Genomic DNA, 26,258 nt, shown 5'->3' with positions numbered 1-26,258 from the left:
TGACCTCCTCAGAGCGAGGAACGACCCCATTTGCCAGCACTCTTGCTGAGGAGTATCCTTTTGCGCAAAGCTGGCGGTGAGTGTCGGTTGAAAGGGGGAGCATGGCCAGACTTGTCGCACTCTACAAGACTCCGAAAGACGTGGCCGCCTTCGACCGTTACTATGTTTCGACCCACATTCCTCTGGCCAAAGCCATTCCCGGCTTGAGGAAATACGAAATCAGCGATGGCGGCGTCCATTCGCCGGGTGGGACCTCAGGCTATCATCTTGTTGCTACGCTCTACTTCGATTCCGTTGCGGATATTCAAGCGGCCTTAGCGTCCCCCGAGGGTCGGGCCACGGCGGCTGATCTTGGCAATTTTGCAGATGGCGGAGTGGAGCTAATGCTCTTTGAGACTAGCGAAGTCTGAACCTCGCACAATCCGACCCCATCGGCCATGTCGTGAAGGAGGGCGATGGCTTTCGCTGGCTGCCGGCGGACTGGGTCTGGGATAGAGAAACCTGACCTGTCTGCGTTTCCTGGGCGATCTGCTGTCGGCGGATGTCACGCCTAAACGCCGACTGACACGGATCGCGGTTCTCAACGACGTCCCGTGGAAAAGCCACTGTCACCAACCGATCCGCCATCAAGTGGCCGTCAAGGCGGGACTGGAAATCCGCTGGGGCGCGTGAGCCATCGTAGAGGGCTTCTGAAGCATTGATGGCGTTTTCCGAGCGCCCACTTGGTGCATTAGATGTCGGATGTCATCTGCAGTATGACCGTAGATTGCCATGACCGTCAGGATGATCGGCTCGCTCAGGAGATCGTCAAGCGTAGGTTCACGCTCTTGCGTCATGGGTCGCCTCAAAGTTCTTGTTTATTCCCGCACCTTCTGCTCGAACGATGACAGTGAGACGGCGTTCGGGAAACTCCTCAAAAAGAGGTAGTCTGCATCGTCATCGTCGACGACCGATATGGGTGCAGGTTGCCGCCATCAACTTAGTGAGCGGCTGTCTTGCTTTCCTGCCGCGCCCAGTAAAGCGAATACAGAAGCTGATTTGCCGCGCTGTGCCCCTCCTGGTGGGCGGCGGCTCAAGCCACTCTTGCCATGTTCGGCACCCGCGCTTTTTATCTGCTTGCTAGCTGGAGGAGCTGAGGAGAACCGAACCTCTGACCTCGTCATTGCGAATGTCGAGTACGCGATTGCTTGCGGACATTACCCGGTGCTGCCGCAACTTCCGCTTCTGTGAAGGGTTGCGGATGCCGGCAATGTCGGCTTACGAGAAATGGCAAAGCTGGCCTTTATGGCCGACATCGCGGCGCAGAGCGGAATATGGGCATCGCGCCGCGACTGTTGACATTTAATCGCGGCTCAGCGCTCGCCGGAGAGCACTGAAACGAATGCGATATTGCTGGGGCGTCAGTCCGATCTTGCGCCGGAACAGGCGCCCGAAAAAACTCGCATCCTCATAGCCCACTTCATTGGCCACCGCCTCGACCTGCAGGTCGCCCGTCTCGAGTAGTTCCTTGGCCGCTTCGAGCCTGAGCGCGTGGATGTAGTCGATTGCCTTCATGTCCGTGGCCCTTGCGAAGCGGCGCACGAAGGAGCGCTCGGAAAGGCCTGACAGCTTGGTCATGGCAGCGACGGGCGAGGGCGTCCGGTAGTTGAGCTCCGCCCATTTCTGGCAGCGGTTGATCACCGCGTCGTCGGTCTGGCGGAAACGCATCAGCGCGGCGAAGGGCTGCTGGCCCATGTCGTGCCACTGCAGCATGTAGACCTTGGCGACCTCCATCGCCTCCTTGAGGCCGACGAAGCGCGCGATGAGATAGAGGGCGAGATCCTGCCAGCTCGAGCCGCCCCCGGCCATGACGATGCGCTGGGCCTCGCCGCTCAGCACCAGCGACTGGCCCGGCTTCACCTTCACGCCTTGATAGTTGTTAGCGAGCGTCGCGACATAGCCCCAATGGATTGTGGCCTCGCGATTTTCCAGCAACCCCGCTTCGCCGAGCAGGACCGCGCCGGAACAGGCGCTGGCCAACATGGCGCCGTCCGCATGCGCCTGCCGCAGCCAGCGGGCCTCGGCATCATACTGCCCGGCGACGCTTTCGCCCGGATTGACGAAGAAATCGGGGATGCAGACGATGTCGGGTCGCGGGCAGTCGGAAAGCGCGTGGTCCGGGCGTACCCAGACGCCGTTTGCGGCGCGAAACGCGCTGCCGTCCCCAGCAACCACATAGGGCCGCATGCGCGGCGTGCCCGCGGCACCGCTGGTGATGAACAGGAAATCCCTGCCGGGCGAGGAAAACAGGTCGAACATGCCGTAGATCGTGGAGGCGGTAGCCTCCGGAACGGCAAGGATCGCCACATTCAATGGGCCGGTCTGTTCAACCATGGCAGAAATGACCGCCTTCCAGCATTTTTGACTTTAGCGGTCGTGCCGGTGCTGCGCTAGCGTGCGTGAAACGAGGAGACCGCCATATGGCCACCGCCGCCACCCTTGCACCATCGAGCATCGAAAGCTTCCGTTCAACGATGCGTGGCGAGGTGCTGGAGCCGTCTAGCCCGTCCTACGATGCGACGCGGGTCGTCTGGAACGGCATGATCGACCGCCGTCCCGCCGTCATCGCGCGCTGCCGGAATGCTGCCGATGTCGCGGCATCGGTGAATTTCGCGCGCGAAGAGCGGCTGGCGATCGCGATCCGCTCGGGCGGCCATAATGTCGCAGGCTATGCCGTCTGCGACGGCGGCCTGATGATCGACATGTCGCTGATGAATGGCGTGCGGGTCGCCGGCCTCGATCGTGCTTTCGTAGAGGGCGGCGCTACGTGGGCCGATGTCGATGCGGCCACCGCCCCGCTTGGCCGCGCCACGCCGGGCGGCCTGATCTCGGCGACCGGCGTCGCCGGCCTGACACTCTCAGGAGGCATCGGCTGGCTGCGCGGCAGCCACGGCCTCAGCGTCGACAATCTGCTGGCCGCCGATCTGGTGACCGCCGATGGACGCCTCATCCATGTCGATGCGACGCAGAACCCGGATCTCTTCTGGGCGTTGCGCGGCGGCGGCGGCAATTTCGGCGTGGTGACGAGCTTCGAGTTCAAGCTGCACCCGATCGAACCGGAGCTGATGTTCTGCGGTCCTGCCTATCCGGAAGAGCGCGCCAACGAGATCATTCCGCTTTGGCGCGACTTCATGCAAACCGCCCCCGACCGCCTGAGCGGGCTGGCCGAGTTCTCCACCATGCCGGAGGACCCCTCCGTTCCCGAACACGCCTGGGGCCGCCGCGTCCTGGCGCTTGCGCATGTCTATGACGGACCGGCGGACGAGGGCGAGCGCGTCGTGGCTCCGCTGCGCAGCTTTGGCGAACCGCTCGTCGATTTCAGCGGTCGCATGCCGTATCGAACCATCCAGGCGCTCTATGACGGCCTGTTCCCGAAAGGCCGCGACCGCTGCTACTGGAAATCCACCTACCTCTCGCGCCTCGACGACGAGGTCATCGGGGAGATCACCGCGCGGATGGCGAAGCGGCCCTCCGAGATGACCTTCGCCTCGATCTGGAAGTTCGGCGGTTTCGTCCAGCGCGTTGCAGCCGATGCGACCGCCTTCGGCGACCGCTCCATGCCCTTCATGCTCAGCCTCGACGCCATCTGGCCAGGCGCTGACGATGACGATGCGAACATCGGCTGGGTTCGCAGCTTCTGGCAGGACATGCAGCGCTACTCGACCGGCCGCCTCTACCTGAACTTCCCAGGCCATGGCGAAGGTGCGGATCTCGTGCGCGACGCCTTCGGAGCCGAGGTCTACGCGCGGCTCGCCAAGATCAAGCACAGATACGATCCGGACAATCTGTTCCGCCTCAACCAGAACATCCTGCCAATGCTCTGACGCACAATCCAAATCGGGCGCGTACGGTTGCGACTCTCGTCTCGATCGTGATGGCTTTGATCGCGCTGAGTCGCGAGCGACTCCCAGTGTGGTCGCCGCGATGTGTGCTTTCAATCAGTGGCAAATCTGTCCGCAACGGCCGAGATCGGCCAGGCCTGCCGGGAGATGGGCGAGGCGGCGACGCTGCCGGAGCGCACCCGCGCCGACACGCGTTTTCACCTGGCTATCCTGCGCGCCTCGGGCAACGACCTGCTGGTGCCGCTGGGCGTGCTGGTCGAATCGGCGCTCGATCATCTCTTCGTTTTCGTCACGCGCGAAACCAGCGACCAGCCTCGGGCGCAGGCGCTGCATGAGGCGATCGAGAAGAACATCCGCCTCCGGCGGCCGGCGGCTGCAAGAAGTGCCGTGCACAGGCTGCTCGCCAATACCGACGAGGTTATCGGCCGGTCGCGGCGGTGTTTCATACGCCTTTCCTTCTCCCCTTGTGGGAGAAGGTGGATTGGCGCGTAGCGCCAAGACGGTTGAGGGGTATTGGAAGAAATGAGGCGTTGGCGTTCCCTGGAACACCCCTCATCCGACCTCGCTTCGCCAGGCCACCTTCTCCCACAAGGGGAGAAGGGACGGCGATCGCCTCAGATCGTCTGTTTCTTCCCATCCTTCGTCGGCGTCAAATCGACGCCGTTGACCTTGCCGATATGCGTCGCCAGCATCGGCACATATTGATCGGCGGGCCCGGCGGCGAATGCGCTGGCGAAGGCGTTCTTGGTGGCGTTGCCGAGCGGGTTGGCGATGCCGGCGGCACCGGCCATCGATTCGAGGTAGGTGAGGTCCTTGAAGGCGTTGGCGATGGTGAATTTGTGCGCATCGCGGTCGCCTTCAAGCGTCCAGCGCATAAAAGTCTGGTAGAAGCCGCAATCCATGCGGCCGTTGCGGATGACGCTGTCGAAGCGCGGCGGCGAGATGCCGACCTTTTCGGCCAGCGCCAGCGCCTCGGAATAGATCGCCGCATAGCCCAGCGAGATGAAATTATTGAGCAGCTTCATACGGTGGCCGTCGCCGGTGTCACCGATATGGACGATACGTCCGGCCCAGGTGTCGAGCACTGGCTTCAGCCGGGCAAAGACCGCGTCGGATGCGCCGACCATGGCGTCGAGCGTGCCTTCCCAAGCCTCCTTCGGGGTGCGGCTGAGCGGGGGGTCGACATAGTCGACGCCGAGCCCCTTGAGTTCGGCGGCAAGCGCCACCGTCGAAGTCGGGTCGGAGGTCGAGCAATCGACGACGACCGAACCCCTCTTCAAGCCTTCCTTGAGGCCGCCCGGCCCGCGGATGATGGCCTCGACCTCGCGCGAGCCGGTGACGCAGACGAAGACGATATCGGATGCCGCTGCCACCTCGCGCGAGGTTGCGGCTTCCTTCGCACCGCGGTCGAGCATGTCTTGCGCCGGTGCGCGGTTCTTGCGGCCGAGAAACGTCAGGGAATAGCCCTTGTCGACGATGTTCTTGGCGATCCCGTGTCCCATCAGGCCAAGGCCGATGAAGCCGATCTTTTCGCTCGCGGCGGTGGTGTTCATGTCGTGTAATCCCTGTTGCGGTCTCGATGACGGCGCCGCACTTCTGCAGGCGAATTGTTGAAGCGGGTTTTTGCCGCAAGCGGTTGGCAGACGATTGCAGAGTTCGATATTGTCTGACAATACACATGAATCCTGGAGAATGTGGAGAGCAAAATGACGAAGCGGATCATGTTCACCGGCGGCAGCGGCAAGGCTGGGCGTCATGTCGTGCAGTATCTGGTCGAGCAGGGCTGCCAGGTGCTCAACATCGACACCAAGCCGCTCGACAATCCCAAGGTGCGCACCTTGATCACCGACATCACCGACAGCGGGCAGGTGTTCAATGCGCTGTCGAGCTATATGGGCCTGCATGAATTCGACCCGTCGCTGCGCGCGCAGCCGGTCGATGCCGTAGTGCATTTCGCGGCGATCCCGCGCATCATGATCACGCCCGACAACGAGGTGTTCCGCATCAACGCGCTCGGCACCTACAATGTCATCGAGGCGGCGGCAAAACTCGGCATCCGCAAGGTGGTGATCGCCTCCAGCGAGACGACCTATGGGCTGGTCTTCGCCAACGAGCCGCGCGACCCGACGCATTTCCCGCTCGACGAGGATTATGACGTCGATCCAATGGACAGCTATGCGCTGTCGAAGATCGTCAACGAGAAGACGGCGCGCGCCTTCGCGCTGCGCAGCGGCATCGACATCTACGCCTTGCGCATCGGCAACGTCATCGAGCCGCATGAATATTCGCTGTTCCCGAAATGGTTCGCCGATCCAGGTTTCCGCAAGCGGATCGCCTGGAGCTATATCGACGCGCGCGACCTCGGCCAGATCACGCTGCGCGCCATCGAGAAGGACGGGCTCGGCTATCAGGTGTTCAACGCCGCCAATGACGACACCTCCTCCGACCTGCCGACGGCCGAACTGTTGAAGCGGTTCTATCCCGGCGTGCCGGTCAAGGTTGAACTCGGCGAATACGAGACGCTGCTCTCGAACCGCAAGGCGCGGGATATGCTCGGCTTCCGCCCGGAACACAGCTGGCGGAAATACGTCAGGACGGCATGACGAGGCCGATGCATCCCGGCTGATCTGTGCACAGAAGCAGGCTTTGCCGCCCGAGGCTGTTGCGGTGCTTGACAGCTTTCGGAATCCGGACTTTGTGAACGCATGCGGGACGGCAAGCCGAATAAGCCAAAAACACCGGCCAGGGCGGCGTCGGCCGAGCGCCCGGCTGTCGTTCGCCGTGCCGATACGGCGCGTATGCCTGGGGCGAGCGTGCATGCGTCGCTAGCCAACGAAATCGGTCTCAGGATCGTGCGCGGCGACTATCCGCCGGGAACCATCCTGCCCAATGAGGCCAAATGGTCCGAGACTTTCGACGTCAGCCGCTCGGCGGTGCGCGAAGCGATCAAAATGCTGATGGCCAAGAGCCTTTTGGCGTCGCGTCCAAAGATCGGCAGCTGGGTCGAGCCGAAAGAGCGCTGGAACCTGCTCGACCGCGACGTGCTGGCCTGGTACGCGACCTCGCCCGACCGCGAGGTGTTCCTGAAGACGGTGCAGGAGTTCCGCCACATCATCGAGCCGGAAGCGACCGCCTTTGCCGCGATGCGGCGCACAGACGAGCAGATGGCCGAGATCAGCCGGGCCTGCCGGGAGATGGGCGCGGCGGCGACGCTGCAGGAGCGCACGCGCGCCGATACGCGTTTTCATCTGGCGATCCTGCGCGCCTCCGGCAACGACCTCCTGGTGCCGCTCGGCGTGCTGATCGAATCGGCGTTCGATCATCTGTTCGCCTATACGACGCGGGAACTGGACGATCTGCAGCACGCGCAGAAACTGCACGAGGCGATCGAAAGGAACATCCGCCTGCAGCGGCCGGATGCGGCACGCAACGCGGTGCGCAAGCTGTTGGCCAATACAGATAGCGTCATCAAGTCGCGCTGAAAAAGCGCGCCGGACCACTGCAGCGCTTCATCTTCTTTCTCCACCGCCCGCAATTTCGCCGTTCGCAATCTCCCCGTTCGCGATCTCCCCGTTCGCAATCTCCTTGTCGGCATCGGCAAGCGCACCGGTCAAAAACCAGGCTTCGGTTTCAGCCAATCCCTTAAGGGCGATGCTGCCGCGGCGCTCGAAGGCGAAGCGATGGCCGACCATCGCCATCAATTGAGCCGAGACCTGAATGCGGCCGGGCTCGCCATGAGCCTCCATGCGCTGCGCGACGTTCACCGCGTCGCCCCAAACGTCGTAGGAGACGCGCAGGTCACCGATCACCCCGGCGACAACCACGCCGTTGTGGATGCCGATCCGCAAGGAGAGCCGGTGGCCTCCCAATGCCTTGTGCCGGCTCATTTCATGCTGCATCTCGAGCGCCAGCCGGCAGATCGCGACGGCGCCGCGTTGAGCGTCGCCGTCGAGGCCGCCGACGGCCATATAGCTGTCGCCGATCGTCTTGATCTTGTCGACGCCGTTGCTTGTGCAGAGTCCATCGAAGCTGCAGAACAACTCGTCCAGCCATCCGACCAGCTCATCGGGTCCGACTGCATTGGCTGCGGCTGTGAAGCCGGCGAGGTCGGCAAACATGATGCTCGCCGATGGTACTTTGTCGGCGATGCGCCGTTCTTCTCCGCGTTTGAGGCGCGCCGCTATCGCCCGGGGCAATATCACCTCGATCAGCGATTCCGAGCGGGCGAATTCCTGTGAAAGCTCAATCTCGGCACGGCGCAGAGCGGTGAGGGCGTAGGCGATCAACAGGAGGTTGATGATCATCGTGTTTATGAGCGCCTGAACCGCCAGCGTTTCCCGAAAACCGGCCTGTTGGGGCATTACGAAGCCAGTCGGGCGCCCGAAGTAAAGCGTCGCGATCAAGGCCAGGAACGCCGCTGCGTAGAAGATCAAGAACTGCCGCCATTGCTCGATGCCGAAAATGAACAGCAGGAAAGCGGCAAGCGTAAAGTAGATCTGAAGGCCGCTGTCCAGACCGAGCGCCAGAACCACATAAGTATGGCCGCCGATGGTCAGCGTCGACAGGGCGATCGCTCCAAGATTCTCACCATAGCGTTGCAGCCGGTGCAGCCGGTGCACGGACAGGGCAAGAACGGTCACCACCGCATTGTAAATATGCAGCGGCATCAAAGCCCAGGGGAAGAGGACGGCATTCAGCAGCAGATGCGAGAAGGCGTTGAGCGCGATGGCGAATGCGCCGATATTGGTGAAAATCTGCCGCCGGCGGATATCGGGATTGTCAGCCGTGACACCCAATTGGATAAGGCGCGAAATCCAGGGCGGGGTCTGACGCCGGCGCGATCGGCTCTTCGGGGTCAGTTCGTGCAGCCCAGCCATCGTCAGGCATTCATCGCAACCGAGATACGCCGGTTGAGTTCTGCCGGGTTTGTAAGAACGAGCGCGCCGCGCGCCTTCGCAACAAGCCCGTCCCGGACAAGCGCCGATAATTCGCGTGACACCACCTCACGGCGGGAACCTATGCGCGCGGCGAGGTCGTTCTGCAGTGGCGGTGGCGTTATGATCCGCTCACCGCTGCTGCCGCTTCGCAGCCGCGACAGGCGCAGCAATTCGCACAAAAGCCTCGGCCTCACCTGCAGGAACGAATATTCCGCAAGGCGCGTGTTCAGGCTCCGTATCCTTTCGGCCAGCAGCGCGAGGAAATGCAGGGCGAACGCCGGATTGTCGTGGAGCAACCCTGAAAAGAACGGAGCAGGCATCACCACCAGTTCTGAACGGTGGAGCGCGGTGACATTGGCAGCGCGCGGCCGGCCGTCGATGGCCGCCAGTTCGCCGAAACATCCACCCACTCCCAACTCGCCAAGGATCACCTCTTTGCCAACTGGAGAGCGATAGAGAATGCGGACCCGGCCCGACATCAGGAAATAGACATCGGTGCTCGGATCCTCGAAATCGATGATCATCTGATTGGCGTCGACGCTCATCCGTCTGCAGCGCTGCGAAATACGCACGCGCGTATCGGCGTCGAGTGTCTCGAACACTGGAATGGCATCCAGATCGGTCATCTTCCCAACCCGCCACCGAAAAAAAGTGACGCTGGCCCTTCCGGGACATAGTGGCCGCGTCGTGCCGGACTGGCAAGCAAAGAGCGCCCAGGTTGATGATGTGACCGAATGCACATCGTAAAAATTCGGGACACGGCATGATCGTCTCCATCGAAGGGCGATTGGCGCTCTTCGCGAAACCCAGGGAGGAACGAACATGACCAGCAAACTTATCGGCATCGCAACAGCAGCCACCATCGCCATCGCAGCGCTCGCATCGACGGCTTCCGCAGCACCATTGGCGGCCTTCGGCAACACACCATCGGCGGCCTTCGGCAACACTGGGCAGCAGAGCCAGGCTGCCGGCGACTTTGTCATCAAGGTCGGCCATCTCAGCCATCGTCATGGCCACGGTCACGGCCACCGCTGGCACAAGCGTTTCGGCTTCTACGACTACTATCCCGTCTATGATTATCCCGGCTATAGCTGCTGGACCAAGAAGAAGATTTTCACCAACCATGGCATTTTCTGGAAGAAGATCTGGATCTGCGGTTGAACCATAGCTTGGACACACCGAGGCCCGGCCTATTGCAACCGGGCCTCTTTTGTATTTGGCTGCCGTGGCCCCTATGCCTTCGTTGTCCTGCAGGCGTCTCAGTGTTCTCTCGGGCGGCCAAACGCGGCGCGCAGTTCGTCCTTGGCGTCCTCCAGCACTTTCTTCTGCTTGGCCGGCAGGTTCGTGCCGGCGCGGTTGATGTAGAAATTCAGCATCGACATGGCGGACTGGAACGGCTCGGCCTTGCGCCGGTCGCTGTGCTCGGCCGATCGCTTCAGCGAGGCTGCGATCTTCTTGGGGTCGTGGGATTCGAAGATATGTTCCTCGAGGTCCAGCGCATCGCTGTGCTCGGTGACCTCGGCCGACCATTTCCTTTTCGCGGTCATGACAAGCTCCTTCTCCCTTCTATTGGCCTATTGGCAAGTTTGATGAAAAACTCCGGGACGGCGGCCACCGTTCCACTGCAGCTCAAAATCCCTGGAGCCACGCAATTGCGGATGTGGCGCTGCACGGCGCCGCCAATGTGCCGATAGTGGTGTCGAACACGTCGACTTGCGCACAACCGCGGACAGGAAACGCCTTGACCACAACCGCCTCCAGCCGGCCGAGCAGCCCCGGCATAGACAGCGCCTATGCCTGGCTGCGGCTCGGCATCTCGATGCTGCTGGCGACGATCGGCGGTGTCGGCATGTGGGCGGTGGTCGTGGTGCTGCCCGCCATGCAGGCCGAATTCGGCGTCGATCGCGCCGCCGCTTCGATGCCCTATACCGCGACCATGGCCGGTTTCGCCGTCGGCAATGTGCTGGTCGGCCGCGCCATCGACCGCATCGGCTACTGGATACCGGCGCTCATTGCCTCGGTGACGCTCGGTACCGGGTTCCTGCTGGCGTCGCTGACCACTTCGATCCTGCAGTTCACCCTTGTCCAGGGACTTTTGATCGGCGTCGGCACGTCGGCGATTTTCGGGCCGCTGATCGCCGACATCTCGCACTGGTTCAACCGCCGCCGCGGCGTCGCGGTGACGGCTGCCGCCGCCGGCAGCTATCTCGCCGGGGTGATCTGGCCGTTGGCAATGCCCTACGTCATACAGAGCGAGGGCTGGCGCTTCACCTATGCCGCAATCGGCGTCGTCTGCCTCGCCACCATGCTGCCGCTGATCATGCTGCTCAGGCGCGGCGCACCACATGCCGCCGCTCCCGGTTCACCCGGCAGCCGGCCGGTCCAGCCGATCACGCTGTCACCGGCAGCGCTGCAGGTGTTGCTCGTCGTCGCCGGCCTTGGCTGCTGCGTGGCGATGTCGATGCCGCAAGTCCATATCGTCGCCTATTGCATGGATCTCGGCTACGGCGTGGCGCGAGGCGCCGACATGCTGTCGATCATGATGGCGGCGGGCGTCGTCAGCCGGCTGGCGTCCGGCTTCCTTGCCGATCGCATCGGCGGCGTGAAAACCCTGCTAATCGGCTCGGTGCTGCAAGCCCTGTCGCTGTTGTTCTACATCCCCTTCGACGGGCTCGCGTCGCTTTACGTCGTCTCGCTGGTCTTCGGCCTGTCGCAGGGCGGCATCGTGCCTTGCTATGCCATCATCGTGCGCGAATACATGCCCGCCAAAGAGGCCGGCCAGCGCGTCGGAATCGTAATCATGGCAACGATCTTCGGCATGGCAATCGGCGGCTGGATGTCGGGCTGGATCTACGATCTGACCGGCTCCTACGCCGCCGCGTTCCTCAACGGCATCGCCTGGAACCTGCTGAACATAGCGGCCATGGTGCTGCTGTTGTGGAAGGCGCGACGCAGCGCCGCGGCGATGGCCTGAGCACTGACCCCGCTGGCCCAGAGCGATGGCAGCGACATGGGGTGAGCCCCCCGTGACGCGGAGCCCGGTCCAGGTTCCTGCTTGACTTACACATATCTCGGCGGTTATTGGTTTTCAATAGCCAGAGAGTTATCGATCGCCATGTCACAGCCCCACGAGATCCTCTTCAAAACGCTTGCCGATCCGACGCGACGGGCCATCTTCGAGCGGCTGTGTCGCGACGGAGACCAGACCGTCGCGGCCCTGACCGCTCGGGCCGGGGTCTCACAACCGGCCGTGTCAAAGCATCTTGGGGTGCTGAAGCAGGCCGGATTGGTGCGCGACCGCCACGAAGGCCGCAACACGCGCTACAGCGCGGAGTTCGGCGCCCTGGCGCCGCTGATCGACTGGACAAACCAAATGGCTGGGTTCTGGCAAAGCCGGTTCGACAACCTCGAAGATCTGCTCAAAAGGATGGACCAATGATCAATACCGAGACCGAAACGCGCGCCGTCATTGTTGAACGGGAGGTCGCTTTTCCGCCGGAAAAGATCTGGCGCGCGCTCACCCAATCACACCTGATCGAGGAGTGGCTGATGAAGAACGATTTCAAGCCAGACGAGGGGCACCGTTTCAATCTGAGCGCGGACTGGGGGACGGTCGACTGTCAGGTCCAGGCAGTCGAGCCCAACAAGACGCTGTCTTACACGTGGGATACCAAGGATCTCAGAAGTGTCGTCACGTGGACGCTCACCCCTACGAGCACGGGGACCCATCTGCGCATGGAGCAGTTGGGCTTCCGGCCGGATCAGCAGCAGTACTATCAGGGCGCCCAACACGGATGGCAGCGGTTCTTTGCGAAGCTGGAGCAGGTCCTGGCGCGAATAGAATAGGCGTGCCGGCGCCATAGGCATCTGCGGGCGAACGCAATGCCCAACAAGACGTCTGTCAACGAAACAAGGTAGCAAAAAAGCCGCCAAGCGGGCGTGCAGCTCGTCTTCTGAGGAGGTCCCAAATGAACTGGAACAAATGGATCCGGCAATTCCACCGCTGGCTGTCGATCATTTTTACGGCGGTCGTCGCTGCCATCTTCATCACCTTGGGCGTAGGTGTCGAGCCGGCCTATTGGGTATATCTCATGCCGCTGATCCCGCTCGGCTTGCTCATGCTCAGCGGTCTCTATCTGTTCGCGTTGCCCTATGCCACGAACTGGCGCAGCGGACGACGCACGGCGTAGAAGACTGAGCACGGTGGACGACAAGACGCCCGCTCACCACCCACAGCCGAAATTCAAACAGTGGCGCTACCCGAGTTCGGGTAGCGTCCTGCCCGGTTCGCTTGACAATGGGGTAAGGCTGCGCGACGCCAGACGGGTGTGGCAAGTCGGGTGCGGCAAAGTCGGATTGGCATGGCGACAGTGGCAAAGACGCTGAACAGCATTTCGCGGTCGCGCTTCGGCGAGGGCGCCGCGTTCGGGACCAGGCTATGACCAAACCGCGCTCGCGCCGTGGCGGCGGCCGTCCGACGATCGCCGATGTCGCGCGCAAGGCCGGCGTCGGCGCCATTACCGTCTCCCGTGCCTTGCGCGAGCCGGAGCGCGTTTCGGAGGATCTGCGCCGCCAGATCCAGGCTGCTGTCGATGAGCTCGGCTATCTGCCCGATCCGAATGCGCGAGCATTGGCTTCGGCGCGCGCCGAGGTCTTTGGCGTGCTGGTGCCGTCGCTCACCAACAGCGTCTTTGCCGAAGTGCTGCGCGGCATCTATGACAGCCTGTCCGACAGTTCCTACCGCATCCAGTTCGGCAACACCCATTATTCCGGCCTCGAGGAGGAACGGCTGCTGCAGGTGTTCGGCCCGCAGCGCCCGGCGGCGCTGATCGTGGCGGGCATCGACCAGACGCCAGTTTCGCGAAGACTGCTCGAGACGGCCGGCTGCCCGGTGGTGCAGGTCATGGAGACTGGCCCCGATCCGGTCGACATGATGGTCGGCTTCTCGCATTTCGATGGCGGCAGGGCGGCGACTGAGCACATGATCGAAATGGGCTATCGCTGCATCGGCTTCATCGGCGCGCGCATGGACCCGCGCTCGCAGCGGCGTCTGGCCGGCTATCGCGCGGCGATGGAGGCGGCCGGCCTGTTCAACGCGCGGCTTGTCACCACCACGCCGGTGCCGTCCAGCGTGACGCTCGGGCGCGAATTGTTTCGCGACGCGCTGGCCAAGATGCCGACGCTGGACGGGATTTTCTGCAACAATGACGACATCGCGCTCGGCGCGCTGTTCGAGTGCCACCGCACCTCGATCGCCGTGCCGAAGACGATCGGCATCACAGGCTTCAACGATCTCGATATGATGGAAGTGGCTTTCCCCTCGGTCACCAGCGTCCGGACGCCTCGCTACGAGATCGGCCGGCTGTCGGTCGCCATGGCGCTCGCGGCGATTGCAGGCAAGCGGCCGCAACAACCGGTCGTAGACCTTGGCTTCGAACTCAAGCGCCGTGAGAGCACTTCCCGCTGAAAGCACTGGCCGCTGAAAGCACTGGCCGCTGAAAGCACTGGCCGCTGAAAGCACTGGCCGCTGAAAGCACTGGCCGCTGAAAGCGCTTGCAGGCATCGCCAAATGCCGCTTTACTCTACGTCATGGTAGCGCTACCAGTTATATCCAGGCGAAAGCTCGCGAAACAGCGAAAGTCTGTTTATTATATATAAGCGACAGCTGATGCTTGTTTATTATGGATAATATGATAGTTTTTATTCCGGTTTACTGAGCCACGAGGGAGGAGATCGGGTTGGCATTCGGCCACCCTGAAAGCGCGACGGCAAGGCAGGAGGTGCCGAGCCAGGCACGCGAGACGCGTAGAACAATCAGAAACTGCAACTGGGAGGAATATCGATGATCAAGTCACTCGTAGGTGGCGTCGTCGCCGCCACTGCATTCGTCATGCTGAGTTCGTCGGCGCTCGCCGAACCCGAAATCGTCGCAGGCCCATCCGCCGAGCCGGAATGCTTCGCGCCATGGGCCGCCGACACGCAGTTCTTCAAGTTTCCCAAGAAGGAAGGCCCGTACCGCATCGCGCTCGCCAATGGCTATATCGCCAACACCTGGCGCATCCAGATGGTGCAGACGGCAAAAGCCTATGCGGCGCAGCCGGAGGTCGCGGCCAAGCTCAAGGAATTCAAGGTCGTCTCGACCGGCGAAGACGTGCCGGCGCAGATTTCGGCGATCAACAATTTCATCGATTCCGGCTATGACGCGATCGTCGTCAACGCGCAGAATCCGACGGCGTTCGGTCCGGTCATCAAGCGCGCCAAGCAAGCCGGCGTCGTGCTGGTCGCCTTCGACAACATCCTCGACACCAAGGACGCCATCAACGTCAATGTCGACCAGAAAGGCCTTGGCGAGTTGTGGGCCAACTGGCTGATCAAGCATATCCCCAATGGCGGCAAGCTCCTCGAGGTGCGCGGCGTTGCCGGCACGTCGGTCGACACCGACCGCCACAACGGCATCCATGAGGCCCTCGACGCTTCGGGCAAGAAGTGGGAGGTCACCGAAGTCGTCGGCAAATGGGACGATGGCGTCGCGCAAAAGGCTACGGCCGACGCGATCGCCACCAACGGTCCCTTCGATGGCGTCACCGGGCAGGGCGGCGACACCGGCATCGTCCAGGCGATGATCGACGCCAAGCATCCGTTCGTGCCGTTCGGCGGCGAAACGGAGAATGGGTTTCGCAAATTCTGCGCCAAGTTTGCCTCAGAAGGGCTGAAATGCTCGTCGGCCGGAACCGGACCCGCCCAGGTGGCGGTCGCCATCAAGACGGCGATCGCCGCGCTCGAAGGCCAGGTCGTCCCGCAGGCGGTGAAGCTGCCGCTGGCGATCGTCGAGGATCCGAACCTCAAGGAGGGCGAGGACTATTTCCCCGACCAGTCCGACAATTTCTTCGTCGGCAATTCCTTCCCGACCTGCGGCATCAATTTCACCGCGCAGGAAATCATGGGCCAGAGCAAGGAGAACCAGTAGGCTGATCGCTCGGCGCCGCGGGTATTCCGTGGCGCCGGTCCCGAAGAACAAGCGCCTTGGGAGGGGCCGATGGACGGTGCGGTTCCGCTCTTCCGCATGGAGGGCATATCCAAGCGCTATGGCGGTGTGCGGGCGCTGGAAAAGGCCGAGCTTTCGGTCACGCCAGGCAGCATCCACGCTATCCTCGGCGAAAACGGCGCCGGCAAATCGACGCTGATCAAGGTCATGGCCGGCGTCGTCGCGCCTGACGAAGGCCGCATGATGCTGGACGGAAGCGAGGTGAGCTTCGCGTCGCCGGCCGCGGCCAACCAGGCCGGCATCGTCTGCATCTTCCAGGAATTGTCGCTCGTCCCCGAACTCAGCGTCGCCGACAACATCGTCATTTCCGATCCGCCGAAACGGTTCGGCATGATCGACCGCAAGGCGCAGCGGCGCATCGCGGAGGAAGCCCTGGCGCGTGCAGGCGCCGCCGACATCCACCCGCTGGCGCTGGTCAAGGATCTTCCGCTTTCAAGACGGCAGATGGTCGAGATCGCCAAAGCACTTGCCAGGAAGCCGCGCATCCTGATCCTCGACGAGGCGACCTCGGCGCTGACCGCGGCCGACGTCGCCAAGATTTTTGGCGTCTTGAAGCGGCTGCGCTCGGAAGGGTTGGCGCTGCTCTACATCTCGCATCGGATGAACGAGATCGCCGAACTGGCCGACCAGTGCACGGTGTACCGCAACGGCCGCAACGTCGCCAGCTATGCTGCGGGCTCGAAGAGCGACAACGAAGTCGTCGAGCTGATGATCGGCCGCGAATACAGCCATATTTTTCCACCGAAGCCGGTGCGCGCCCCGGCTATAACCGCTCCGGTGCTTGAGGCGCGAAAACTGTCGTGGACCGACCGGCTGGACAATATCTCGCTCACGGTCGGGGCAGGCGAGGTCGTCGGCCTCGGCGGCCTCGACGGCCAGGGCCAGCGCGAATTGCTGCTCGCCTTCTTCGGCGTGCTGCGCGGCCTCAGCGGCCAGATACTGATCGACGGCAAGCCGGTGGCGATCGCCAGCCCTGCCAAGGCCCGCAGTGACCGGATCGGCATGGCGCTGATCCCGGAGGACCGCAAGACCGAAGGCCTGATGCTGCCAATGACGGTGCGCGAAAACCTCTCCTTCGCCGCACTCGACCGGTTGTCCAGGGCCGGCATCATCGACCGTGCCGCCGAACAGCGGCTGATCGACGAAATGGTCGCCCTGCTGGCGATCAAGACGGCCGGCCTCGACATCCCGGTTGGCGCGCTGTCCGGCGGCAACCAGCAGAAGGTGGTCATCGCCAAATGGCTGATGCGGCAGCCGCGCATCATCCTGCTCAACGACCCGACGCGCGGCATCGACGTCGGCACCAAGCAGGAACTGTATCAGCTGATGCGCAAGCTCGCCGACCAGGGCGCGGCGATCCTGTTTTACTCGACCGACTATGACGAGCTGATCGGCTGCTGCGACCGGGTGCTGGTGCTCTATGACGGAGCGGTCAAGCGCGAGCTGGTCGGCGCCGAGATCACCGAGCGGGCGCTGATCGCCAGCGCGCTCAACATCCATGGCGAAGAGATGCCCGTCAGAGGCATGGCGAAGACGCCAGCCCGAGGAGCAGACGCGTGAAGGATTGGCGCTACTGGCTTGCCGAACAACGCGGAACGCTGCTGGCGTTCGGTATCTTCATCGTGATGTTCACGATCTACACCTCGAACCATCCGGCCGGCTTTACCGCCAATGTCGTGCAGACGGCTTCCAACAAAGGCGTGCTGCTTGCCTTCGTCGCCATGGCGCAGACGCTGGTGGTGATCACCGCCGGCATCGACCTTTCCGTCGGCATGATCTTTCTGCTGACCAACTGCCTGGCCTCATGGCTGGTCATCGGCACCGGCATCGAGACCGCGTTCGGTGTCGTCGCGGTGCTCGGCACCGGGCTGCTGTGCGGGGCGATCAACGGCGCCATCGTCATCTACGGACGGCTGCAGCCGATCGTCACCAGCATCGCCACCGGCGCGGTCTATTTCGGCATCGCGCTGCTGCTGCGACCGTTCCCGGGCGGTTCGGTCAATGAGGATCTTGCCGACGCGCTGACCGGGCGGCTGTTCGGCGTGGTGCCGGCGAGCCTGGTGGCGCTGCTGGCCATCGTGCTCGTCGTCTGGGTGCCGTTCAGCCGCTCGGTGCTTGGGCGCGCGGCCTATGCCGCAGGATCTTCGGAGATGGCAGCCTACATGTCCGGCGTGCCGATCCGCCGCGGCAAGTTCGCCGCCTACGCGCTGGCCGGCCTGCTGGCCGCGATTGGCGGGCTGTTCCTGACCTTCTTCACCTATACAGGCGAGGCGGCCTATGCCAGCGGCAATGCCTATACGCTGTTCTCGATCGCCGCCGTGGTGCTCGGCGGCGTCTCATTGTTCGGCGGCAAGGGCAGCGCCATCGGCGCGATTTTCGGCGCGCTCGCCTTCCGCACCATCGGCGACCTGCTCTTCGTCTTCGATTTCGATCCGCTCTGGCAGCCGCTGTTCCAGGGCGTCATCCTGCTGATCGCCGTCAGCCTCGGCGCCTTCGCCCTGTTCAGGGTCCGCAACCGGCTGGAGTGGTTCCTGTGAGCGAAACGACCATCGCCGGCATCGCCGGCCGCATGCCGAAATTCATCCGCCGCGCCGACCCTGCGGTGCTGACCGCCTTTGCCTGCATCGTGTTGCTGCTGTTTGTCGGCAGCCTTTATTCGCGCAGCTTCCTGTCGCCGGAATATCTGCTGCAGCAGCTCAAGGTGGCGTCGTTTCTCGGCGTCATCGCCACCGGCATGATGCTGGTCATCCTGCTTGGCCAGATCGACCTGTCGGTTCCGTGGTCGGTGGCGACGGGCGCGATGATGGCCTGTGCGGCCGCCGCCTACGGCCCGCTCGGCGTGGCGCTGGCGATCCCGTTCGGCATTTTCTGCGGCGTCGCGATCGGCATCGTCAACGGCATCGGCGTCGCTTATCTGCGCATTCCCTCGATGATCATCACGCTCGCCACCAATGCCGTCGCCCAAGGGCTGATGGTGGTCTATACAGGCGGCTTCTCGCCACAGGATTCGGCGACCCGGGCGATGCGCTATCTGGCGACCGGCTTTGCCATTCCGGGCGTGCCCAATGCCGTCGTCATCTGGGCGCTGATCGGTGCTGCGATGGTTTTCGTGCTGACCCGCACCGGCTTCGGCCGCACGGTCTACGGCATCGGCAACCGCGAGCGCGCCGCCTACCTCTCCGGCATCGACACGCGGCGCGTGGTGCTGATCGCCTTCGCCGTATCCGGCGGGCTCTCAGCCTTCGGCGGCGTGCTTCTGGCCGGCTATGCCTCCAAGGCGGCGCAGTCGATGGGCGACGCCTATCTCCTGCCGTCGATCGCTGCAGTGGTGCTTGGCGGCACCTCGATCCTCGGCGGCCGCGGCTCCTATCTCGGCACGGTCGCGGGCGTCATCCTGATCACGCTTTTGCAATCCATTCTTTCCGTCATGCAGATGCCGGAGGCGGGGCGGCAGATCATCTATGGCGTCGTCATCGTCGCCATGCTCCTGCTTTACGGCCGCGCGCCGGCCAGCCGCTGACCCGCATCGTGGACGAAAAGACAGCACAAATGCAGAGCGATCGCATTCGGCCCGCACCGGCCGTCGTGGTGATGGGCGTCGCCGGCTGTGGCAAGTCGGCGGTCGGCGAAGCGCTGGCGGCGGCATTGGCCGCTGTCTTCGTCGAGGGCGACCGGCTGCATCCACCGGAAAACGTCGCGCGCATGGCAAGCGGCGAGCCGCTGACCGACGCATTGCGCGAAGGCTGGCTCGACGCGACCGGCCGGCGCATTGCCGGACCGGTCGGCGATGGGCAGAGCGTCGTCGCCGCCTGCTCGGCGCTCAAGCGCAGTTACCGCGAGCGTCTGCGCGGTTTTTGCCAGGACATTTTGTTCCTCTACCTGGAAATCGACCCCGCGACCGCAAAGCAGCGTGTCGGCTCCCGCCAGGGGCATTTCATGCCGGCAAGCCTGGTCGACAGCCAGTTCGCCACGCTCGAACCGCCGGCAGCCGACGAGAATGCATTGACGCTCGATGCGACGCGCCCGATCACCGATATCGTCGCCGACGTAACAAGCCTGTTCGAGTCGGATTCATGAGGGGTCGCTGGCGCCGATTCCGCTTCAAGACGCCAGATCAGATCTGTGACGTCAGTTCGACTGGAAAATCGTCATTGTCGGCGTCGCGCATGGCGGCGAGGCTGCGATTGTCCAGCACCTCGGCGATCGCATGGCGCACCTCCAGCATCATGTTCCGGACCTGGCATGTCGCCTCGTCGCAATCATCGCAGCGCTGATATTGGGTGCGGCTGGCGCAAGGGATCGGCGCCAGCGGCCCGTCGAGGACGCGCACGACATGGCCGATCTTGATCTCGGAGGCCGGCCGGGCGAGCCGATAGCCGCCTTCCTTGCCCTTGCGGCTCTGGACGAAGCCGGCATTGCGCAATTCGCCCAGAATGGCATCCAGGAATTTCTTCGGGATGTTGTTGGCGACGGCAATGTCGTTGACGAACGCCAGCTGGCCGACCGGCAAGCCTGACAGGTGTACGAGGGCCTTGAGGCCGTATTTGCCTTTTTTGGTAAGCATGCCCGATTCAGTTCATGAAAATCCCAACCGCCCGCATCTGGCGGTTGTTTGTGTGCAAATCATGACGTTTTGTCGCGCGATGCAGTTTCGCGAAACAAGCCGTCCGCGGGCACAGTAGGCACAAACACGTTGATTCTTCGTGACGTTTTGGACGGCGCGCTAGGAACGTGCGGGAAATCACCTGTCCGGAGCGCGAAAAACGAAGAAAGCCGGCAAAAGCCGGCTTTCTATCGATTTCGAAGATCGCTTGGCTCAGCGGCTGCCATAGGTCTGGTCGAGCAGTCCGCCGGCGGCGAAATGCTCGGCCTGGATCTTGGCCCAGCCGCCGAAGACATCTTCGACCGTCAGCAGCCGGACGTCGGGAAACTCGGCCTTGTATTTGGTGGCGACCGCCGCGTCGCGAGCCCGCAGGCCGTTGCGGGCGGCGATGTCCTGGCCCTGCGGCGTGTAGAGGAAGTCGAGATAGGTCTTGGCGAGGTCACGCGTGCCATGCTCGTCGGCGACCGTGTCGACGATCGCCACCGGAAACTCCGCCAGCAGGCTGACCGAGGGCGTCACCTGCTCGAACTTGTCGTCGCCATACTCCCTGCGGACGCCGCGCGTTTCCGACTCGAAGGTGATCAGCACGTCGCCGATCTCACGCTGCACGAAGGTGGTGGTGGCGGCGCGCCCGCCAGAGTCGAAGATCGGCACGTTGTTGAACAGCTTGGTGACGAATTCCTTGACCTTGGCGTCGTCGCCCTTGAAGGCCTCCTTGGCGTAGGCGATGGCCGCGAGATAGGTGTAGCGCGCATTGCCCGACGTTTTCGGGTTGGGGAAGATCACCTGGACGTCGTCGCGCACGAGATCGTTCCAATCCTTGATGTTCTTCGGGTTGCCGGCGCGCACCAAAAAGGACGGCAGCGAATAGAAAGGCGAGGCGTTGTCGGGGAAGTCCTTCTGCCAGTCGGCGGAGATAAGCCCCTTCGAGACCAGGAAGTCGATGTCGAGGACCTGGTTGAAGGTGACGACATCGGCGCCGAGGCCTTCGGCGATGGCACGCGCCTGCGCCGACGTCCCGGCGTGCGACTGGTCGACGGTCACGCCGGGGTGCTCTGCGACGAAGGCCTTGTTGATCTGCGCAAACAGTTCGCGGCCGACATCATAGGACGCGTTCAGCAATTTGTCGGCCGACCAGGCTTGGGAGGATGCGAGGAACAGGCCGGCCAATGTGGCGACGCCAAGCAAAAATCGCTTCATGAAAACAGGGCTCCGATGCAGTGCGCTTATTCCCACCATAGCGGCAAGGCATGGTGGGCGACGAGACACGCAGAGCGGCTTCACCACGCCCTCGCGAGAAAAATGTTCCCATTCCAGGCCGTTGCTAGGATTTTCTTTCACCCGGGGTCTTGCGAAGCACCTGGGCAGCGGTCCCCATGCGTTGGCAAGACGATTGCATCGCGACACTGGCCTCTCGGCGCGGCTCGCGCAATGGGCGCAAGAGCCACCGCTCGGTCCCGAGGACGACTTCCCCGGAACCGACGACATGCCTGTCAAATCCGAAAGAATTTTTTAATGCGGCTCATGCTGGACACCAACTTGTCAGCGACATGATCCGAGACCCGGCGGGCAGAGCCACTATTGGCCAAAACGACCTTTTTATTGCTGCCCACGCCTACGCGCTGGACACCACCCTGGTAACCGCCAACATGGGAGAGTTCAACCGGATCAAGGGCCTGAAGGTCGAGAACTGGCTGAGTAGCGCCGGAAGGGGATCAAGCAGCCGGAAAAAGCTTCCAGCGCCGCGGCCTGAACGCTACCCGGCTCTTCTGCGCCGCCGGATGGTCGACCGGCAGCTCGATCTCGACCCGCTGGCGCTCGCCGCCGATTTCGAGCTCCACCCGTCTGGTGCCGGCGACGCGGCGGCTGGCGGCGACCGTGCCGGCGATGCAGCCATTGCATTCGTCCACCAGGTCGACATCGTGCGGGCGGAAGAACAGCGTTGCTTCGCCCCGCGGCGCCTGCGGCGCCGACAGCCCGATCGGGCGATCGGCGATCCAGACCTGGCCGTCCTCGACCTTGACCGGAAGCACGCTCGATTCACCGATGAAGCCGTAGACAAAGGGCGAATTCGGCGTGTCGTAGATTTCGTCGGCGGTGCCGACCTGCTCGATGCTGCCCTGGCTCATCACCACGACGCGGTCGGCAAGCTCGAGCGCTTCTTCCTGGTCATGGGTGACAAAGACCGTGGTGTGGCCGGTGGCGTCATGGATGTCGCGCAGCCAGCGGCGCAATTCGCGGCGGACCTGGGCGTCGAGCGCGCCGAACGGCTCGTCCAGCAAAAGCACGGCCGGTTCGATCGCCATCGCGCGGGCCAGCGCCACGCGCTGGCGCTGGCCGCCCGAAAGCTGAGCCGGATAGCGCTTTTCCAAGCCGGAAAGCTGGACGAGGTCGAGAAGCTCTGAGGCACGGCGGCGGATTTCCTGCGCCGACGGCCGTGACGGCCCGTGCCGAACTTTTAGGCCGAAGCCGATATTGTCGGCGACCGTCATATGGCGAAACAGCGCATAATGCTGGAAAACGAAGCCGACATTGCGCTGCTGGATCGACTTTTGCGACGCATCCTCCTCGCCAAAGAAGATCTTGCCTTTCGTCGGCCGCTCCAGCCCGGCGATCAGCCTGAGCAGCGTCGTCTTGCCGGAGCCGGAAGGCCCGAGCAGCGCGATCAGTTCGCCGGACTTGATGTCGAGCGAAACGTCATGGAGCGCCGGAAACCGCTCAAACTCCTTGCGCACGTTGGCAACGCGAACTTCCATCAACCGTCCCTTTTTTCAAAATCTTTGTTTCATGCATGTCGTCATCCCCAAAACCGCTACACACTTTTGGGCGACATGCACTAGTGTCCGCGCGTCGCGGCGAGCTCGGCGCCGTAGCGCATCTCGAGAAGTGTTTTCAAGACCAGCGTGACCAGCGCCAGGCCCGCAAGCAGTGAAGCGACGGCGAAGGCGGCTGCGGCATTGTATTCGTTATAGAGGATTTCGACATGCAGCGGCATGGTGTTGGTCAGTCCGCGTATGTGGCCCGACACGACGGAGACCGCGCCGAACTCGCCCATGGCGCGCGCATTGCACAACAAGACGCCGTAGAGCAGCCCCCATTTGACGTTGGGCAGCGTCACGTACCAGAACGCCTGCCAGCCATTGGCGCCGAGCGACAGCGCCGCCTCCTCGTCGCCATTGCCCTGCTCCTGCATCAAGGGGATCAGTTCGCGGGCGACGAACGGGAAGGTGACGAAGATGGTGGCCAGCACGATGCCCGGCACGGCAAACAGGATGACGATGCCATGCGCCTTCAGCCAGGCGCCGAACAGGCCTTGCGCGCCGAACAGCAGCACATAAACCAGGCCGGAAATGACCGGCGATACCGAAAACGGCAGGTCGATCAGCGTGGTCAGGAAGGCCTTGCCCTTGAACTCGAACTTGGCGATCGCCCAGGCGGCGGAGACGCCGAAGACGATGTTGAGCGGCACCGAGATCGCCGCCACCAGCAGCGTCAGGTGGATCGCCGAACGCGTGTCGGGATTGGTCAGCGCCTCGGTATAGGCACCGATGCCCTTTGCGAAGGCTTCATTGAAGACGACGATCAGCGGCAACAGCAGGAAAATGCCGAGGAAGGCAAAGGTCACGATCATCAGCACGGCTTTCGCCGGGCGGCTTTCGGTCACTGCCGCCGACTGGCTTTCGTGGTGCGGTGCGTAGGATTTGATCTCCGGATCAGCCATAGCGCTTGCGGCTCCACGTCTGCACCAGATTGATGACCAGCAGCATCACGAACGACAAAGCGAGCATGATCGCCGCGATCGCGGTCGCCGCCGCATAATTGTATTCCTCCAGCCGGATGACGATCAGAAGCGGCGCGATCTCGGATTTGTAGGGCAGGTTGCCGGCGATGAAGATGACGGAGCCGTACTCGCCGACGCCGCGCGCGAAAGCCAGCGCAAAACCGGTGACGATGGCCGGCGCCAGGCCCGGAAGCAGAACCCGGGCGATAGTCTGGAAGCGATTGGCGCCGAGCGTGGCGGCCACTTCCTCGACCTCCTTGTCGATCTCCTCCATGATCGGCTGGACGGTGCGCACGACAAAAGGCAGGCCGATGAAGATCAGCGCGATGACGATGCCGAGCGGCGTATAGGCGATCTTGACGCCGAGCGGCGCCAGCAGGCTGCCGAGCCAGCCATTCGGCGCGTAGAGCGTGGTCAGCGCGATGCCGGCGACCGCCGTCGGCAAGGCGAAGGGCAGGTCGACCATGGCATCGACGATGCGGCGGCCCGGAAAGTTGTAGCGCACCAGCACCCAGGCGACGATCGTGCCGAAGACGACATTGACCATGGCGGCAATGAAGGCGGTGCCAAAGCTGATTTCAAGCGCGTTGATGGTGCGGCGGTCGGTGGCGATCGCCCAGAAATCGGCCCAGCCAAGCGCGGCCGATCGCCAGATCAGCCCTGACAGGGGAATGAGGATGATGAGCGTGAGGTAGGCAAGCGAGAAGCCGAGCGTCAATCCGAAACCCGGAATGACGCTCGGCTGTCTGAACCGCCACCCCGCCTTGGCGGGTGCTGTGGTCATGTCGTCCTGATCTAGAATCTAGCTTAACGGGTCTACTGGGCCGGCTTGTAGATCTGGTCGAATATACCACCGTCGCCGAAATGGTAAGGCTGTGCTTTCTTCCAACCGCCAAAAAGCGGATCGTCGATGGTGATCAGCTTGATCTCAGGCAGTTTGGCGAGGTCCTCGGCCGGCACCAAATCCGGCTTCGACGGGCGATAGTGGTGCTTGGCGATCAGCGTCTGGCCTTCCTTGGAGTAGAGGTAGCTCAGATAGGCTTCGGCGACTTTTCGCGTGCCCTTGGCATCGACATTGGCGTCGACCACGGCGACCGGCGGCTCGGCCAGGATCGAGGTCGGCGGGTAGACGATATCGAAATTGTCGGCGCCGAATTCGTCGAGCGCCAGATAGGCCTCGTTTTCCCAGGCCAGCAGCACGTCGCCGAGGCCTTTTTGCGCAAAAGTTACAGTTGCGCCGCGCGCGCCGGTGTCGAGCACCGGAACATGCGCGTAGAGATTGCCGACGAATTCCTTGGTCTTGGCCTCGTCACCGCCATCCTTGGCGTTGGCATAGGCCCAGGCGGCGAGATAGTTCCAGCGTGCGCCGCCCGAAGTCTTGGGGTTGGGCGTGATCACCTGGACGTCGTCCTTGACCAGATCGCCCCAGTCCTTGATACCTTTCGGATTGCCCTTGCGGACGAGGAAGATGATGGTCGAGGTGTAGGGCGCCGAATTGTTCTCGAACTTGGTCCGCCAGTCGGGATTGATTTTCTTCGATTTCTCGACGATGGCGTTGATGTCGCCTTCGAGCGCCAGCGTCACCACGTCGGCGTCGAGGCCGTCGATCACGGCGCGGGCCTGTGCGCCCGAGCCGCCATGCGATTGCTGGACGGTTACCGTCTCGCCGGTCTCGGCCTGCCAGTGGGCGGCGAAGGCCTCGTCGAATTGCTTGTAAAGCTCACGCGTCGGGTCATACGACACGTTGAGGATGGTGGTATCGGCGAACGCGAAACTGAGCGTGCCGAACTGGACAGATGTGGCGACCAGTGCGCCGAGCAGTTTCCTGAAATGAGGATTGGTCATTTCCGCCTCCGTTGAGATCACCTCAATCTATTGAATTGGTAGAAATTAGATGCAATCAATGTTGCTTTTTTCGGCCTAATGAAGCAATTTTTCGCCGGCTTTCGGCATCACGAAGAAATTCTTTCCGCGCAACGCTGCAGTGCCGAATCCGGGCACATGAAGCAAT

Annotated in this window: 26 protein-coding genes and 2 pseudogenes; 17 read left to right on the top strand and 11 right to left on the bottom strand. The window is 62.8% G+C overall.

Annotated elements, in window-relative coordinates; translation table 11 throughout:
* Positions 1-101: 101 nt before the first annotated feature.
* Positions 102-410 (top strand): EthD family reductase, encoded by a 309-nt coding sequence (locus AC0L2R_RS12635; protein ID WP_473509248.1) that lies wholly within the window; start codon positions 102-104, stop codon positions 408-410.
* A gap of 931 nt (positions 411-1,341) precedes the next feature.
* On the opposite strand, the gene AC0L2R_RS12630 is transcribed toward AC0L2R_RS12635, so the two are convergent.
* Positions 1,342-2,373, bottom strand: coding sequence for a GlxA family transcriptional regulator (locus AC0L2R_RS12630; RefSeq protein ID WP_473509246.1), 1,032 nt, complete (start codon positions 2,371-2,373; stop codon positions 1,342-1,344).
* A gap of 86 nt (positions 2,374-2,459) precedes the next feature.
* Between AC0L2R_RS12630 and AC0L2R_RS12625 the strand changes: the two genes are divergently transcribed.
* Together AC0L2R_RS12625 and AC0L2R_RS12620 are read left to right on the top strand one after the other, a co-directional pair.
* Complete coding sequence (locus tag AC0L2R_RS12625) at positions 2,460-3,863, top strand: FAD-binding oxidoreductase (RefSeq protein WP_473509244.1); 1,404 nt, start codon at positions 2,460-2,462, stop codon at positions 3,861-3,863.
* Between the two features lie 138 nt (positions 3,864-4,001).
* Positions 4,002-4,373 (top strand): annotated as a pseudogene (locus tag AC0L2R_RS12620) (FadR/GntR family transcriptional regulator); the annotation flags it as partial.
* 122 nt (positions 4,374-4,495) lie between these two features.
* Here the strand turns inward: AC0L2R_RS12620 and AC0L2R_RS12615 are convergent.
* Positions 4,496-5,434 carry an NAD(P)-dependent oxidoreductase gene (locus AC0L2R_RS12615; RefSeq protein WP_473509242.1) on the bottom strand — a complete coding sequence of 313 codons (939 nt, stop codon included), beginning with the start codon at positions 5,432-5,434 and terminating at the stop codon, positions 4,496-4,498.
* Between the two features lie 153 nt (positions 5,435-5,587).
* Between AC0L2R_RS12615 and AC0L2R_RS12610 the strand changes: the two genes are divergently transcribed.
* Positions 5,588-6,484 (top strand): NAD-dependent epimerase/dehydratase family protein, encoded by an 897-nt coding sequence (locus AC0L2R_RS12610; protein ID WP_287121290.1) that lies wholly within the window; start codon positions 5,588-5,590, stop codon positions 6,482-6,484.
* Positions 6,485-6,586: 102 nt separating this feature from the next.
* Entirely contained in the window at positions 6,587-7,363 is a 777-nt protein-coding gene (locus tag AC0L2R_RS12605) for a FadR/GntR family transcriptional regulator (RefSeq protein ID WP_473509240.1), read from the top strand.
* Between the two features lie 27 nt (positions 7,364-7,390).
* Here AC0L2R_RS12605 and AC0L2R_RS12600 read toward each other — a convergent pair whose 3' ends face one another.
* Positions 7,391-8,758: an adenylate/guanylate cyclase domain-containing protein gene (locus AC0L2R_RS12600; protein WP_473509238.1), complete on the bottom strand. Its 1,368-nt coding sequence runs from the start codon at positions 8,756-8,758 to the stop codon at positions 7,391-7,393.
* Positions 8,759-8,760: 2 nt separating this feature from the next.
* Entirely contained in the window at positions 8,761-9,363 is a 603-nt protein-coding gene (locus tag AC0L2R_RS12595; RefSeq protein ID WP_473509236.1) for a Crp/Fnr family transcriptional regulator, read from the bottom strand.
* Positions 9,364-9,640: 277 nt separating this feature from the next.
* On the opposite strand from AC0L2R_RS12595, the gene AC0L2R_RS12590 reads away from it, so the two are divergent.
* The gene (locus AC0L2R_RS12590; protein WP_473509234.1) at positions 9,641-9,979 is read left to right on the top strand and encodes a hypothetical protein; all 339 of its coding nucleotides are present in this window, start codon (positions 9,641-9,643) and stop codon (positions 9,977-9,979) included.
* A gap of 98 nt (positions 9,980-10,077) precedes the next feature.
* On the opposite strand, the gene AC0L2R_RS12585 is transcribed toward AC0L2R_RS12590, so the two are convergent.
* Positions 10,078-10,365, bottom strand: a complete 288-nt coding sequence (locus AC0L2R_RS12585) for a DUF3175 domain-containing protein (RefSeq protein WP_091600302.1) — start codon at positions 10,363-10,365, stop codon at positions 10,078-10,080.
* Positions 10,366-10,559: 194 nt separating this feature from the next.
* Between AC0L2R_RS12585 and AC0L2R_RS12580 the strand changes: the two genes are divergently transcribed.
* The 10 genes from AC0L2R_RS12580 (at position 10,560) to AC0L2R_RS12535 (ending at position 19,940) form a co-directional block, all read left to right on the top strand.
* Positions 10,560-11,792, top strand: a complete 1,233-nt coding sequence (locus tag AC0L2R_RS12580) for an MFS transporter (protein ID WP_287285202.1) — start codon at positions 10,560-10,562, stop codon at positions 11,790-11,792.
* A 141-nt stretch (positions 11,793-11,933) separates the two neighbouring features.
* Positions 11,934-12,257, top strand: a complete 324-nt coding sequence (locus tag AC0L2R_RS12575; RefSeq protein WP_473509361.1) for an ArsR/SmtB family transcription factor — start codon at positions 11,934-11,936, stop codon at positions 12,255-12,257.
* The gene (locus tag AC0L2R_RS12570) at positions 12,254-12,664 is read left to right on the top strand and encodes an SRPBCC family protein (protein WP_473509232.1); all 411 of its coding nucleotides are present in this window, start codon (positions 12,254-12,256) and stop codon (positions 12,662-12,664) included. The genes AC0L2R_RS12575 and AC0L2R_RS12570 overlap by 4 nt, the downstream gene beginning before the upstream one ends.
* A gap of 122 nt (positions 12,665-12,786) precedes the next feature.
* The gene (locus AC0L2R_RS12565; RefSeq protein WP_236385640.1) at positions 12,787-13,008 is read left to right on the top strand and encodes a hypothetical protein; all 222 of its coding nucleotides are present in this window, start codon (positions 12,787-12,789) and stop codon (positions 13,006-13,008) included.
* Between the two features lie 248 nt (positions 13,009-13,256).
* Positions 13,257-14,285, top strand: coding sequence for an HTH-type transcriptional regulator GntR (gene gntR / locus AC0L2R_RS12560; RefSeq protein ID WP_473509230.1), 1,029 nt, complete (start codon positions 13,257-13,259; stop codon positions 14,283-14,285).
* Positions 14,286-14,660: 375 nt separating this feature from the next.
* Entirely contained in the window at positions 14,661-15,785 is a 1,125-nt protein-coding gene (locus AC0L2R_RS12555; RefSeq protein WP_023798660.1) for a sugar ABC transporter substrate-binding protein, read from the top strand.
* Positions 15,786-15,854: 69 nt separating this feature from the next.
* On the top strand, positions 15,855-17,423 hold the full coding sequence (locus AC0L2R_RS12550) for a sugar ABC transporter ATP-binding protein (RefSeq protein ID WP_473509228.1): 1,569 nt from the start codon (positions 15,855-15,857) through the stop codon (positions 17,421-17,423).
* Complete coding sequence (locus AC0L2R_RS12545; protein WP_473509226.1) at positions 17,420-18,400, top strand: ABC transporter permease; 981 nt, start codon at positions 17,420-17,422, stop codon at positions 18,398-18,400. Before AC0L2R_RS12550 ends, AC0L2R_RS12545 begins: the two co-directional genes overlap by 4 nt.
* Complete coding sequence (locus AC0L2R_RS12540) at positions 18,397-19,383, top strand: ABC transporter permease (RefSeq protein ID WP_023798663.1); 987 nt, start codon at positions 18,397-18,399, stop codon at positions 19,381-19,383. Before AC0L2R_RS12545 ends, AC0L2R_RS12540 begins: the two co-directional genes overlap by 4 nt.
* 29 nt (positions 19,384-19,412) lie before the next feature.
* The gene (locus AC0L2R_RS12535) at positions 19,413-19,940 is read left to right on the top strand and encodes a gluconokinase (RefSeq protein ID WP_473509224.1); all 528 of its coding nucleotides are present in this window, start codon (positions 19,413-19,415) and stop codon (positions 19,938-19,940) included.
* Positions 19,941-19,977: 37 nt separating this feature from the next.
* Here the strand turns inward: AC0L2R_RS12535 and AC0L2R_RS12530 are convergent, their stop codons facing one another.
* Both AC0L2R_RS12530 and AC0L2R_RS12525 read right to left on the bottom strand, forming a co-directional pair.
* Complete coding sequence (locus AC0L2R_RS12530) at positions 19,978-20,427, bottom strand: RrF2 family transcriptional regulator (RefSeq protein ID WP_027154320.1); 450 nt, start codon at positions 20,425-20,427, stop codon at positions 19,978-19,980.
* Positions 20,428-20,679: 252 nt separating this feature from the next.
* Positions 20,680-21,666, bottom strand: a complete 987-nt coding sequence (locus AC0L2R_RS12525; RefSeq protein WP_473509222.1) for a sulfate ABC transporter substrate-binding protein — start codon at positions 21,664-21,666, stop codon at positions 20,680-20,682.
* A gap of 377 nt (positions 21,667-22,043) precedes the next feature.
* Here AC0L2R_RS12525 and AC0L2R_RS12520 point away from each other — a divergent pair.
* Positions 22,044-22,163 (top strand): annotated as a pseudogene (locus AC0L2R_RS12520) (type II toxin-antitoxin system VapC family toxin); the annotation flags it as partial.
* An 18-nt stretch (positions 22,164-22,181) separates the two neighbouring features.
* On the opposite strand, the gene AC0L2R_RS12515 reads toward AC0L2R_RS12520, so the two are convergent.
* The 4 genes from AC0L2R_RS12515 to AC0L2R_RS12500 all read right to left on the bottom strand — a co-directional run bounded on the left by AC0L2R_RS12515 (position 22,182) and on the right by AC0L2R_RS12500 (position 26,092).
* Positions 22,182-23,222 (bottom strand): sulfate/molybdate ABC transporter ATP-binding protein, encoded by a 1,041-nt coding sequence (locus AC0L2R_RS12515; RefSeq protein WP_473509220.1) that lies wholly within the window; start codon positions 23,220-23,222, stop codon positions 22,182-22,184.
* An 80-nt stretch (positions 23,223-23,302) separates the two neighbouring features.
* Positions 23,303-24,187 (bottom strand): sulfate ABC transporter permease subunit CysW, encoded by an 885-nt coding sequence (gene cysW / locus AC0L2R_RS12510; protein WP_023798668.1) that lies wholly within the window; start codon positions 24,185-24,187, stop codon positions 23,303-23,305.
* On the bottom strand, positions 24,180-25,031 hold the full coding sequence (cysT, locus tag AC0L2R_RS12505; RefSeq protein WP_473509219.1) for a sulfate ABC transporter permease subunit CysT: 852 nt from the start codon (positions 25,029-25,031) through the stop codon (positions 24,180-24,182). Before cysT ends, cysW begins: the two co-directional genes overlap by 8 nt.
* A gap of 32 nt (positions 25,032-25,063) precedes the next feature.
* Positions 25,064-26,092: a sulfate ABC transporter substrate-binding protein gene (locus tag AC0L2R_RS12500; protein WP_473509217.1), complete on the bottom strand. Its 1,029-nt coding sequence runs from the start codon at positions 26,090-26,092 to the stop codon at positions 25,064-25,066.
* Between the last annotated feature and the right edge of the window lie 166 nt (positions 26,093-26,258).

It is taken from the genome of Mesorhizobium sp. WSM4820, assembly GCF_055811075.1.
Note: the sequence above shows the minus strand (reverse complement) of the source record. Positions and strands in the feature narration are given on the sequence as shown.

Coding starts and splice junctions, on each gene's coding strand:
- AC0L2R_RS12565 (WP_236385640.1), top strand. CDS start 12,787: ATGAACTGGAACAAATGGATCCGGCAATTCCACCGCTGGCTGTCGATC.
- AC0L2R_RS12535 (WP_473509224.1), top strand. CDS start 19,413: ATGCAGAGCGATCGCATTCGGCCCGCACCGGCCGTCGTGGTGATGGGC.
- AC0L2R_RS12555 (WP_023798660.1), top strand. CDS start 14,661: ATGATCAAGTCACTCGTAGGTGGCGTCGTCGCCGCCACTGCATTCGTC.
- AC0L2R_RS12600 (WP_473509238.1), bottom strand. CDS start 8,758: ATGGCTGGGCTGCACGAACTGACCCCGAAGAGCCGATCGCGCCGGCGT.
- AC0L2R_RS12525 (WP_473509222.1), bottom strand. CDS start 21,666: ATGAAGCGATTTTTGCTTGGCGTCGCCACATTGGCCGGCCTGTTCCTC.
- AC0L2R_RS12585 (WP_091600302.1), bottom strand. CDS start 10,365: ATGACCGCGAAAAGGAAATGGTCGGCCGAGGTCACCGAGCACAGCGAT.
- AC0L2R_RS12530 (WP_027154320.1), bottom strand. CDS start 20,427: ATGCTTACCAAAAAAGGCAAATACGGCCTCAAGGCCCTCGTACACCTG.
- AC0L2R_RS12630 (WP_473509246.1), bottom strand. CDS start 2,373: ATGGTTGAACAGACCGGCCCATTGAATGTGGCGATCCTTGCCGTTCCG.
- AC0L2R_RS12550 (WP_473509228.1), top strand. CDS start 15,855: ATGGACGGTGCGGTTCCGCTCTTCCGCATGGAGGGCATATCCAAGCGC.
- cysW (WP_023798668.1), bottom strand. CDS start 24,187: ATGGCTGATCCGGAGATCAAATCCTACGCACCGCACCACGAAAGCCAG.
- gntR (WP_473509230.1), top strand. CDS start 13,257: ATGACCAAACCGCGCTCGCGCCGTGGCGGCGGCCGTCCGACGATCGCC.
- AC0L2R_RS12590 (WP_473509234.1), top strand. CDS start 9,641: ATGACCAGCAAACTTATCGGCATCGCAACAGCAGCCACCATCGCCATC.
- cysT (WP_473509219.1), bottom strand. CDS start 25,031: ATGACCACAGCACCCGCCAAGGCGGGGTGGCGGTTCAGACAGCCGAGC.
- AC0L2R_RS12500 (WP_473509217.1), bottom strand. CDS start 26,092: ATGACCAATCCTCATTTCAGGAAACTGCTCGGCGCACTGGTCGCCACA.
- AC0L2R_RS12615 (WP_473509242.1), bottom strand. CDS start 5,434: ATGAACACCACCGCCGCGAGCGAAAAGATCGGCTTCATCGGCCTTGGC.
- AC0L2R_RS12575 (WP_473509361.1), top strand. CDS start 11,934: ATGTCACAGCCCCACGAGATCCTCTTCAAAACGCTTGCCGATCCGACG.
- AC0L2R_RS12635 (WP_473509248.1), top strand. CDS start 102: ATGGCCAGACTTGTCGCACTCTACAAGACTCCGAAAGACGTGGCCGCC.
- AC0L2R_RS12595 (WP_473509236.1), bottom strand. CDS start 9,363: ATGAGCGTCGACGCCAATCAGATGATCATCGATTTCGAGGATCCGAGC.
- AC0L2R_RS12610 (WP_287121290.1), top strand. CDS start 5,588: ATGACGAAGCGGATCATGTTCACCGGCGGCAGCGGCAAGGCTGGGCGT.
- AC0L2R_RS12605 (WP_473509240.1), top strand. CDS start 6,587: ATGCGGGACGGCAAGCCGAATAAGCCAAAAACACCGGCCAGGGCGGCG.
- AC0L2R_RS12515 (WP_473509220.1), bottom strand. CDS start 23,222: ATGGAAGTTCGCGTTGCCAACGTGCGCAAGGAGTTTGAGCGGTTTCCG.
- AC0L2R_RS12625 (WP_473509244.1), top strand. CDS start 2,460: ATGGCCACCGCCGCCACCCTTGCACCATCGAGCATCGAAAGCTTCCGT.
- AC0L2R_RS12570 (WP_473509232.1), top strand. CDS start 12,254: ATGATCAATACCGAGACCGAAACGCGCGCCGTCATTGTTGAACGGGAG.